This is a genomic window from Actinocrinis sp. (assembly GCF_035946395.1).
Lineage (GTDB): Bacteria > Actinomycetota > Actinomycetes > Streptomycetales > Catenulisporaceae > Actinocrinis.
On record NZ_DASYZI010000059.1, the window covers coordinates 1 to 10,943 of the forward strand.

At 70.8% G+C, this 10,943-nt stretch carries 10 protein-coding genes and 1 pseudogene; 10 read left to right on the plus strand and 1 reads right to left on the minus strand.

Annotated elements, in window-relative coordinates; translation table 11 throughout:
- A partial coding sequence (locus tag VGS97_RS03730; protein WP_326851748.1) for a DUF2156 domain-containing protein occupies window positions 1-869 on the minus strand: 869 nt, incomplete at its 3' end.
- 146 nt (window positions 870-1,015) lie between these two features.
- Here VGS97_RS03730 and VGS97_RS03735 point away from each other — a divergent pair.
- The 10 genes and pseudogenes from VGS97_RS03735 to VGS97_RS03780 form a co-directional block, all read left to right on the plus strand.
- Window positions 1,016-2,020 (plus strand): diacylglycerol/lipid kinase family protein, encoded by a 1,005-nt coding sequence (locus VGS97_RS03735; RefSeq protein WP_326851749.1) that lies wholly within the window; start codon window positions 1,016-1,018, stop codon window positions 2,018-2,020.
- On the plus strand, window positions 2,017-3,489 hold the full coding sequence (locus tag VGS97_RS03740) for an MmgE/PrpD family protein (RefSeq protein WP_326851750.1): 1,473 nt from the start codon (window positions 2,017-2,019) through the stop codon (window positions 3,487-3,489). The genes VGS97_RS03735 and VGS97_RS03740 overlap by 4 nt, the downstream gene beginning before the upstream one ends.
- 168 nt (window positions 3,490-3,657) lie before the next feature.
- On the plus strand, window positions 3,658-5,292 hold the full coding sequence (locus VGS97_RS03745) for an aldehyde dehydrogenase (RefSeq protein ID WP_326851751.1): 1,635 nt from the start codon (window positions 3,658-3,660) through the stop codon (window positions 5,290-5,292).
- A 68-nt stretch (window positions 5,293-5,360) separates the two neighbouring features.
- Entirely contained in the window at window positions 5,361-6,503 is a 1,143-nt protein-coding gene (locus tag VGS97_RS03750) for an acyl-CoA dehydrogenase family protein (protein WP_326851752.1), read from the plus strand.
- Between the two features lie 21 nt (window positions 6,504-6,524).
- Window positions 6,525-7,844 carry an aspartate aminotransferase family protein gene (locus tag VGS97_RS03755; protein WP_326851754.1) on the plus strand — a complete coding sequence of 440 codons (1,320 nt, stop codon included), beginning with the start codon at window positions 6,525-6,527 and terminating at the stop codon, window positions 7,842-7,844.
- Window positions 7,845-7,847: 3 nt separating this feature from the next.
- Complete coding sequence (locus tag VGS97_RS03760; protein WP_326851755.1) at window positions 7,848-8,327, plus strand: type II toxin-antitoxin system RatA family toxin; 480 nt, start codon at window positions 7,848-7,850, stop codon at window positions 8,325-8,327.
- 83 nt (window positions 8,328-8,410) lie between these two features.
- A complete protein-coding gene (locus VGS97_RS03765; RefSeq protein WP_326851756.1) occupies window positions 8,411-8,905 on the plus strand; it encodes a hypothetical protein in 495 nt (164 codons plus the stop codon).
- A gap of 56 nt (window positions 8,906-8,961) precedes the next feature.
- Window positions 8,962-9,561: a flavin reductase family protein gene (locus tag VGS97_RS03770; RefSeq protein WP_326851757.1), complete on the plus strand. Its 600-nt coding sequence runs from the start codon at window positions 8,962-8,964 to the stop codon at window positions 9,559-9,561.
- Window positions 9,562-9,586: 25 nt separating this feature from the next.
- A complete protein-coding gene (locus tag VGS97_RS03775) occupies window positions 9,587-10,639 on the plus strand; it encodes a hypothetical protein (protein ID WP_326851758.1) in 1,053 nt (350 codons plus the stop codon).
- Window positions 10,636-10,943 (plus strand): annotated as a pseudogene (locus tag VGS97_RS03780) (hypothetical protein); the annotation flags it as partial. The gene VGS97_RS03775 and the pseudogene VGS97_RS03780, both read left to right, overlap by 4 nt.

Below are 10,943 nucleotides of genomic sequence, written 5' to 3' on the forward strand. Positions count from 1 at the left end.
GGGTAGACCTCGGCGCCGTGCTCCCAGAGCACGTGCATGAACCAGTTGTAGGCGCGGCTGTAGCCGGGCTGCTCCCACTCGTCGCGCAGCGTCGTGAACGGCGTGAAGCCGAAGTGCAGCCAGGGCACGCCCTCCGCGCGCAGCGTGTCGATGGCGGTCTTGTTGATCGCCTCCATGATCCCGGGCGTGTTGTCCGGGCGCCGGCGGCTCAGGTCGTGCATCCAGCCGGAGCGGGAGCCGTACACCGGCGAGTACGAGATGTACCCGGCCAGTTCGCCGTCGATGGTGCCGACGAACAGCCGCCGGTGCTTCTGCATCTCGCCGCCGTACTGGCCGACCAGGAACTCCAGTTGCGTGGCGTGCTCGCCCTTGCTGGGCAGCCAGACGCCGTCCACCGCGCGCATCGCGTCGCCGTAGTCGGCGTAGTCGGCCTCGAAGACGGTCAGCCCGTTGCGCAGCGCGCGGGAGATCTTGTTGCGCAGCTGCATGAACCGCGTGCCGGCCAGCGTGAACCCTTCGAGGTCCACGGCGTAGGAGGCGCCGATCTGGTTGACCGTGAAGCCGTGCTGCGTGTAGAGCTTCGCGTCGCGCTCCTGGAGCTGGACCGCGACGATCGGCAGACCGCGCTCGTCGGCGTGCGCGCGGAACGCCTTGAGCAGGTCCAGGTACGACTCCTCGGGAGCGAACGGCCCGCCCAGCTGCACCAGGCGGCGCGAGGTGGTGCGGTAGACCACCACGCCCGGCCGGTCCGGCAGGGTGAAGTACTCGTTTCCCTCGTTCACCGCCAGGAATGCGCTCGGATTCTCCGAGCCGGTGTATTCCTGAATCGCCCTGAGGACGAACTCGGCGGATATCAGCGTGTCCGTCATCGCACTCTCCTGTTCGCTCGTCTTCCCCTGGTATGCCAGAGCAGGAGAGGACCCGCAAGCGCGGCGCCGCTTTTTCGGCCCGGATCGGTCCCAATTGTCAGCACACGGTCAGCGGTGCATCAGATCGATATCCGATGCTGATGTTCATGATGAAGTCAAGCCAGTGTCTGATCGTGGCCAATCCGGCGGCGGGGACGGTGAGCGAAGCAATCGTCGAAGAGGCGGCGCGCATCGCCGCGCGTCATCTTCCGGCGGTGCGCACGTTCTGGACGACCAAGCGAGGCGACGCCACCGCCGAGGTACGTCGGCACGTAGCCCAGTCAGCCGACGAGGGCAAGCGCGGCGTAGTGGTGGCGGTCGGCGGCGACGGCACCGTGAGCGAGGTGGTCGAGGGTCTGGTCGGGCACGGTGGCTCGCATGACAGCAGTTCGATCAACACCGTTAACACCATGTCACGCTCGTTCGATCAGGCGCTGTTCGTCGTGCCGGCTGGGACGGGCAACTCCAACTACCGGTCGCACTGGGGCGAGTTGCCGTGGCAGGACGCGCTGGAAGCAGGCTTGGCCGGGCTGCCCGGAACGGTCACGCGGCTCGACCTCGCCAGGGTGTCAGAGCTCGAAGAGCTCGTCGTCCTCGGCGCCGGCGCCGGGCTAACCGCCAAGGTGCTGGAGTCCGCGCGCGAAGTGCCGCTGACCGGACGCGCCAGGCTGGCCGCCGCGCTCGACCACGCCGCCGCGCGGTACACGCCGTACGAGGGCCGGGTCACCGTGGACGGGGTCGTGCTGCACGAGGGCAAGACCGTGCTGGCGAACGTCGGCGGCGGCCCGTACCGCGCCTGGCAGTACACCGTGCTGCCGCACTCAGTGCTCGACGACGGCCTGCTCGACGTCTGCGTCGTCGGCGCCGAGGTCGACGCGGTCGAGGTGCCCGGACTGCTGCGCAACGCCGAGCACATCGGCCTGCCCGGCGTGTACTACGGCCAGGGCCGGCAGGTCGTGATCGAACGCATCGACGGGGCGCCGCTGTGCTTCGAGCACGACGGCGAGCTCAAGGCCGGAATCGGCCCGCGCTTCACCGTGGACGTGCTGCCGGGCGCGCTGCCGACGCTGTGCGCGCCCGCGCGCATCAACGGGAAGGACCTGGCCGAATGAGCACGCTGGTAGAGGAGTTGGCCGAGTGGGCCGCCGAGCTGCGCCCCGAGGACGTGCCGGACCGGGTGCTGGACCTGGCGGCCAGTCAGGTGCTCTCCCAGCTCGCCGCGATCCGCGCCGGGTGGACCCATCCGCTCGGCCGGAAGCTGGTGCGCGCCTTCGGGACGCCGTCGCAGCCGGAGAGCCGCCGGGCCGCAGCCGTGTTGGCCGGGCTCGGGTCATGGCTGAACCTGGATGACACGGCGTACGCCGGGCACCTGTCCAATTCGACTGTGACCGTCCCGCTGGCGTACGCGCCCGCACTCGGTCTTAACGGCGAGGCGCTGCTCACGGCCATCGTCGCGGCGAACGAGTGCGCTGCGCGTATCACCGCCGCCTCGACGCTCGGACCGTTTCGCGGCCAGACCGCCGTGCAGACCAGCCTGGTCGGCGCCGCCGCCGGACGGCTGCACTGCGAGGGCGCGCCAGCGCAACGCTGGGTGGACGCGATCGGCCTCGCGCTCGCGGCGCCGCCGTGGACGCTTTTTCGCGGATACATCGGCAGCGACGCGCGGGCGTTGGGCGCGTTCGGCCCGGTGCAGACCGCGATGGACGCCTGCGACGCGGCGGCCGCCGGCATGGTCGGCGCGGCGGACATCCTGGAGCATCCGGACGGCTTCCTGGCGCGTTTCGCGACCGTGCCGCTGCCCGAGACGGTCGTCGCAGGGTTCGGCGAGCGATGGCACACCGACACGTTCTCGTTCAAGGTGCGGCCCGGCGGTCCCGGCATCGACGCCGCGGTGGATTGCGCGATCGAGATGGCCGCGGAGTTGCCCGGCCTGCTCGCGAGCGAGGTCGAGGACATACTCGTCGAGGCCTCGCTGTACACGGAGTACGTCGGCAGGGTGGCGAACGGTTACGTCACCGGGCCGGATGCACCCACCAGCGCGTTACCGCTGTCGATTCCTTACACCGTCGCGACGGCTTTACTCACCGGCGGTCTGACGGTCGCCGACTTCGCCGCTCCGGCGGTCGACGACCCGGAACGCTGGGAGCTGGCCAAGCGCGTGCGTCTGACGCAGGACGAGGAGATGACCCGCGACCTGTTCGTGAGCGAGGCGCCGTTCGGCGAAGCGCTGCGGGAGGCCGGGGACCGGGCGAAGAACTGGGTGCGCGGCTTCGGCGGGGACCGGGCGGTCGAACTGCTCGGCACGCCCGACCCGCCGCGCAAGGACTTCCTGGAAGCCACGAAGCACACCGGTGCCCGCGTCACCGTGCGGCTCACCGACGGACGCAGCATCGTGCGCCGGCGGGACATCCCGATCGGCGCGATCGGCCCGCAGACGCGGGCACGGCACCGCGAACTCGTGCGGGAGAAGTACCTCGCGGTCGGCGGTCCGCCGGAGGTGGCCGATGGTTGCGCCGCACTGCGCGAAGCCACGCCGCGCCGACTGGCCGCATTGCTGAAAACGGCTTTGAAGACGCCGTGACCGGGTTCCGAATCCCATCCGGTCAGATGGGTGTCAGCACCGGGTCAGATTGTGCTGGCAGGATCGAATTGTAAATCGGTTATGCCGAAAGCAGAAGTTCTCCGGGTTTCCGAAAACCCGGCCGCAGGTGCGCGCTCCCTTTTCCGCTGCCCGAGGAGAATCACGACAGTGGTAGGAATAATCGCCCCGCCCGAGGCGAAGCTGCTGAGCTACCCCTCTTATATCGGGGACAAGGACGTCGAGGGCGCCGGCTGGGTTTACACGGTCAGCTCGAAATCCCTGCTGGAGGACGTGTTCACCAGCGTCAGCCTCAAGCGGGCCCTTGAGCAGGACCCGGACCCGGACTCCCCGGCCGCCCGGCACCCGTACGTCGTCGGCCGCTGCGCCGTCGTCGAGGGCGCCGACATCGACGCGGCCACCGAGGCGGCGGCCAGGGCGGTGCGCGGCTGGGCCGCGGTGCCGCTGGCCGACCGGATCCGGCTCGGCCGGATGTTCCGCGAGCAGCTACTGCTGCGCCAGGACGAGCTGCTGGACATCCTGGTCGCCGAGGCCCACCCGCGAAAGCTGGCCCGCTGGGAGCTGACCTGCCTGCTCCAGGTGTTCAGCGACGCGAGCATCTCCTGGTACGAGCAGCAGATGCACACCGAGTTCGAGTACGCCGGGCGGCGGCTGATCGTGCGCCGCCAGCCCGACGGCGTGGTGTGCGTCAACCCGCCGCAGAACGCCCCGGCGCCGAGCTCCGCGCTGGCCGTGCTGGCGCTGATGGCCGGCAACGCGGTCGTCGTGCGCGCCCCGCGCAGCATCGCGCTGAGCACCATGTACATCCTGCGCGAGCTGGTCGTGCCGCTGCTGGCGCAGCTCGGCGCGCCGGCCGGAACGCTCAACGTGATCTGCGGCAAGCCGCGGCAGATCCTGGACCGCTGGCTTGAGCACCCGCTGGTGGACGACATCCTCTACTTCGGCGGCAGCCAGGAGGGCCTGCGCTTCGAGCAGGACTGCGTGGCCCGCGGAAAGAAGCCGATCCTTGAGCTGGCCGGCAACGACGGCCTGGTGGTCTGGAAGGACGCCGACCTGGATCAAGCCGCCGAGGCGATCACCGAGTGCTTCTTCGGCTCCGGCCAGATCTGCATGGTGCCCAACTACGTGGTCGTACACCCCGACGTCGCCGACGGCCTGCTGGCCCGGGTGCGCGAGCAGGTCGCCGCGATCCGGCCGGGGCTGCCCGACGACGAGGAGGTGCTGCTCTCCCCGGTGCGCCGCAGCGAGAAGTTCTTCGCGCTGCTGGAGTCGGCGACCGCGAACGGCGCGGCGCTGGTGACCGGCGGACGGCGCGTCGAGCTGGACGGCACGCCCTCGCAGACCGGGGTGTTCCTTGAGCCGACCGTGCTGCGGGTCGACGGCCTGACCAAGGCGCGCGCGCTGGACGTGGTGCGGCACGAGACGTTCTTCCCGCTGCTGCCGGTGATCGTGCCGGGGCCGGCCGAGGCGGCCGACGGCGACGAGGCGCTGCTGGACACCGTGATCGAGTTCGTCAACGCCAACGAGTACGGGCTGCGCAACTCGCTGTGGACCGGCTCGGCGGAAGTCATCGAGCGCTGCATCGTCGAGATCCGCAACGGCGGGCTGCTGAAGATCAACGACTCGCACATCGGCTTCCTGCCCTACCTGCCGAGCCACGGCGGCACCGGGCTGACCGGCGGGGCCTTCGGCGAGGCCAACTACCCGATCCTCAAGACCTCGCACCTACAGGGCGTGAGCATCGGCGCGGGCACCACGCCGCGCACAGCCGCATTCGAAGTCTGACGCAGCCTTCGAGGTCTGACGCGCCCGTTCCCTGACGTGAGCACCCTTACCGAACCGAGGACCTGGACATGCGTTCGCTGGACACGGCACGCGACACCTGTGAGAACCACCACCCGGGCCTGGTCAAGACGCTGGCCGGGTACCCGCTGACCGAGCTTGAGGCGCCGGGCGGCCCGGCGGTCGGCGCCTTCCGCGCGCACCGCGGGCCGGGCCTGCTGGTGCCGGCCGAGTACGGCGGGCACGGCGCCGGACCGCTGGACGCGGTGCGGGTCATGCGGGCGATCGGCTCGCTGTCCCCCTCGCTCGGCGCCGCGGCGTGCATGCACCACTTCACCGCCGCGATGCTGTTCGAGCTGGCCCACGGCGCCGAGCGGCTGACCGCGCGGCAGCTCGGACTGCTGCGCCGGGTCGCGCCCGAGGGCCTGCTGCTGGCCTCCGGCTGGGCCGAGGGGCGCACCGAGCAGAACATCCTGAACCCGTCGGTCACCGCCGCGGCCGCGCCGGGCGGCGGCTACCTCGTCAACGGCTCGAAGAAGCCGTGCAGCCTGTCCGCCTCGATGGACCTGCTGACCGCGAGCGTGTCAGTACCCGACGAGAACGGCGATCCGTCGCTGGCCGTGCTGCTGCTGCCGTCCGACACCCCCGGGATCAGCGTGCATCCGTTCTGGAGCAGCGGCATCCTGGCCGCCGCCGAGAGCGACGAGGTGCGGCTGCGGGACGTGCACGTGCCCGAGGAGTTGGTCATCCGCACCACCGCGGCGGACCCGGGCCGGCTCGACGACCTCCAGACGGCCGGCTTCGTCTGGTTCGAGCTGCTGATCACCTCGGTCTACATCGGCGTGGGCAGCGCCCTGGTCGAGCGGGTGCTCGAACGGGGCCGCGGCAGCGTCACCGACCGGGCCGCGCTGGTCACCGGGATCGAGGCCGCCGTCGCGATGAACGAGGGCGTCGCGCGCGCGGTCGCCGGCGGGCTGGCCGGGGACGAGGCGGTCGCCTCGGTGCTGCTGACCCGCTTCGCTGTCCAGGACGCGCTGAACCGCGCCGCGGACCTCGCGATCGAACTGCTCGGCGGCATCGCGTTCATCACCTCGCCGGACGTCGCGTACCTCGGGTCCGCGGCGCGTCCGCTCGCCTTCCATCCGCCGTCGCGCACCAGCACCGCCCAGGCGCTGGTCGACTACGCGGCCGGCGGCCCGCTGCTGCTCTCCTGATCACCGACGGGAACCGCAACGATGACTACGTACCTTGATTCTCCGCACACGACCGCCGACGGGACCGCCCTGGCGGCCTCGCCGGACACCGAGGCGCAGATCCTCGACCTCTACCGCGCGCACCTGAGTAAGGGCCGCGCGACGGTGGCCGAGCTGTTCGGCAGCCACATGGAGGTCGCCTCCGAGGGCGCCTGGCTGTGGACCAGCGACGGCGAGCGCTTCCTGAACTGCGGCGGCTACGGCGTCTTCATCATGGGCGCCAAGCACCCGGTGGTGATGGACGCGGTACGCCGCCAGCTTGAGACACATCCGGTGGCCACCCGCATCCTGCTGGAACCGACGGTCGCCCGCGCGGCAGAGGCGCTGACGTCGGTGGTACCCGGCGGCCTGAACCGGGTGCACTTCGGGCTCGGCGGCGCCGAGGCGGTGGAGACCGGGCTGAAGCTGGCCCGCGCGAACGGCCGGCGCCGGCTGGTCTCGATGCGGGCGGGCTACCACGGCAAGAGTCTCGGCGCGCTGTCCGTGACCGCCAAGGAGGTGTATCAGAAGCCGTTCAGGCCGCTGCTGCCGGACGTGGCGCACGTCCCGTTCGGCGACGTCGCGGCGCTGGAGGCGGAACTGGCCGCGCACCCCGGCGAGGTGTGCGTGATCGTCGAGCCGGTGCAGGGCGAGGGCGGCGTCATCCTGCCGCCGCACGGCTACCTGCGCGAGGTCGAGCGGTTGGTGCGCAAGTATCGCGGCTTCCTGATTCTCGACGAGGTGCAGTCCGGCATGGGCCGGCTCGGCGAGTGGTGGGGCGCGGACCTGTACGGCATCACCCCGGACGTGCTGCTGGCCGGCAAGGCGCTCGGCGGCGGCGTGGCACCGGTCTCGGCCGCGCTGGCGAACCGGGAGACCTTCTCGCCGTTCGACAAGGACCCTTACGTGCACACCGCGACCTTCTCCGGCTCGCCGCTGCTGATGGCGGCGGTGCGCGGTGCGGTCGACGCGATCAAACAGGATGAGTTGGTCTCCCGGGCGCTGCGGCTCGGCGGCCGGCTGCTGCCGGCGGTCGAGGGGGTAGTGCGCAACACCATTCCCGACCTCGTGAAAGAGGTGCGCGGACAGGGCCTGCTGATCGGCGTGGAGCTGGTCGAGGCGGGCCTGGCCGGCGAGCTGCTGATCGAGCTGTTCAACCACGGTGTGGTCGCCAACCACTCGATGAACGGCAGCAGCGTGGTGCGGTTCACCCCGCCCGCGATCCTCACCGAGCAGCAGGAGGACCTGCTGCTGACGGCCCTGGACCGGGCCTGCCGAGACCTGGTCCGTCACAGTGCCCGGATGCCGGAAGGCGGTCGTTGACAGATGCGCAGGGTGGAACTGGACGCGGTGGTCGCCGCGACGCCGGCCGAGACCGTGTTCGAGAACGTGGTCCGCTTCGAGCGGTACCCCGACCTGGCCCCGCACGTGCAGTCGGCGAAGGTGCACCAGAGCCTGCCCGAGCCGACCGGCAGGTCGAGCTGGGAGCTGCACTTCCGCAGCGGCCTGCTGCGCTGGAGCGAGACCGAGAGCTTCGACCGCGAGGCGCTGCGCATCGTGTTCGAGCAGGACGCCGGGGACTTCGACTCCTTCACCGGCACCTGGAGCATCACCCGGCAGGGCGCTGACACGGCCGTCCGGTTCGAGGCCGACTTCGACTTCGGCATCCCGAGCCTGGAGGGCATCCTCGACCCGATCGCCGAGCGGGTGATCCGGGAGACGGTGGCCTGGGCCCTGGTGGGCCTGTTCGAGCACGTCGACTTCGCCGGGACGGTCGAGCTCGCCCCCGCGGCCGGCGGTTCGTGACCGCGCGCGCCGAAGCGACCGCACTGACCGCACTGACCGCACTGTTCTGACACTTATCCACTCATCCGCCTCGGAGGCGTGCCATGGACCACGCGAACCCGTTCGAGACCCCGACCACCTACCGGTTGCACCGGCTTGAGTACCTGGTCGCCTTCGCCGTGGTGATCGGGCTCGGCGTCGCGCACTTCCACCAGATCCGCTGGTGGCCGGCCGTCGGGCTGTTCCTGTACATCGACCTGATCGGCTACATCCCGGGCGCGATCGCCTACCAGCGCGCGCCCGGCCACCGCATCGGCAAGGGCTACTACGTGGCCTACAACACGATGCACAGCATGGTCACTCAGGGTGCGGTGATCGGCCTGTGGATGTGGCTGGTCAAACCGGAGTGGGCGCTGCTGGCGATCCCGTTCCACCTTTTCGGCGACCGGGGCCTGTTCGGCAACTTCCTCAAGCCCTTCGGCCTGCCGTTCGAGCCGGAGCACAACGAGGCCTACGAGCGGCTCATCAGCGCCCTGTCCCGCGACCCGAAGAAGATCGCGGCCGCCGTCCCGCACCGCACTCCCGAACCGGTCCGATGAAGACCCCTGAGTTGAAGACAACAGAGTCGCAGACGACAGAGTTGAAGACAACAGAGTTGAAGACGACAGCGCCGGACGCTTCCGCCTCCGGGCCGCGCTGCCTGGAGGCGGCGGTCGACGACCGGCTGCGGCGTGCCGCGGTGCGCAGGCTGGCCACCGGTGTCACGGTGCTGACGGCCGTGCACGGCGACCGTGTGCACGGGACCACCGCCAGCGCCGTGACCGCGGTCTCCCGCGACCCGCTGCTGATCTGCGTGTGCCTGCGCACCGGCTCGGCCTTCGCCGAGTTGGCCGCGCAGGCCGGCCGGTTCGCCGTCAACGTGCTGTCGGACCGGCAGGCCCCGATCGCGGACTGGTTCGCCGACCCGGACCGCCCGGCCGGATACGGCCAGTTCGCCCCGGTGGACTGGGAACCGGACCCGGATTCCGGCGCGCCGCTGCTGCGCGGGGCGGTGGCCTGGCTCGACTGCCGGCCGACCGCGAGCCACCCCGGCGGCGATCACAGCATCCTGCTGGCCGAGGTGCTCTGCGGATCCGCGGGCGTCGGCGGCCCGCTGCTCGGCTTCGACAGCCGGCTGCACGGCGTGGAGCTGCGCGACGTGGCCCGCCGCAGGGCGCCCGCGACCGCTGCGGCCGGGATCACCACCCTCGACTGACCGAAGACCGAAGGGACGTACGGAGATGTCCATCGCCACGACTACGACAGCCGCGACAGGGGCGGCCAGTACTGAGCCGATCGGCACTGGGACGATCAGCACCGGGACGACCGAGGCGCCGATCCCCGTCGAGACCGGCTGGGAGACCGCGCCCGGCCTGCTGGACGGCGCCAAGACGCTGACGCTCACCGCGGAGCAGTGCAATCTCGCGTACTGGCTGCGCGGCGTGGCCCAGGGCACGCTGCTCGGCCGCGCGGAGACCGGCTACGACGCGACCGCGCTCACCCCGGACCACATGCGCGAGCCGGGCCCGCTGCGTGACGCGCTGATCCTCGAACTCGGATTCCGCTCGGTCGCCGAGGAGAAGGCGACCCGGATCCTGGCGCACTACGTCGCCAACGCGCCGGGCATCCCGGAGCTGGAGTTCTACGCGACGCAGCTGATCGACGAGGCCAGGCACTCGCGGGTGTTCCGCCAGCACCTGGTCGACCTCGGCATCCCGCAGGACCGCCTGCTGCCGTACATCGACGAGATCTCCGCCGAGTACACCGCGCAGGTGCTCGACCCGGTCGAGCGGTTCGCGCTGAAGGTGGCCCGCGACGACGCGGACTTCCCGGGCGCGGTGGCGGTCTTCGCGATCATCATCGAGGGCGTACTCGCCCCGGCCGCGGAGCTGAGCGAGCGCAAGTGGGACCGGCTCGACCCGGCCGCCTCACAGATCGCCCGGGGCGCGGCCATCGACGAGATCAGGCATCTGACGGTCGGCAGCTCGATCATCAGGGAACACCTGCTGGCGCACCCGGAGTACCGGCCGCGGCTGGCCGAGATCCTGCGCGCCGGCCGGGCACTGTGGGACGAGATCCCGGACCGGCCGTTCGTCATGCACCGCGAGGAGCTCTTCCAGCAGGGCATGGCCGAGCACCGGCAGTTGCTGGCCGGCTACGAGGTCTGGCCCGGCCAGTCGATCCTGGAGACGACACCGCAGCAGCGTTATGACATCGCCGAGCAGTGGACCGACGAGATGGCCGCGGTGCGCATGGCCTACATGGGCATCGAGGACGAGTTGGAGCCGAGGTGACCGCCCCGGCGACCGGTATCGCAGGGTCCAGCGATGAAGGGCTCGGCGGCACGAGGTCCGGCGGCACGCAGTCCAGCAACACGGGATTCAGCAACACAGGGTTCAGCGACGCAGGCTCTGGCAGCACGGAGCTCAGCAACACGAGGTTCCGCAATGCGGGGTCCGGCAACACAGGGTTCGATAACACAGAGCCCGGCGGCAGACGCCGCGCTGCGGTCGTCCCGGCCGCGGTGATCGCCGGACTCGGCGGCTGGCTGCCCGGCGTGGTCGTCACCAACGACCAGTTGGCCGCGCGGCTGGACAC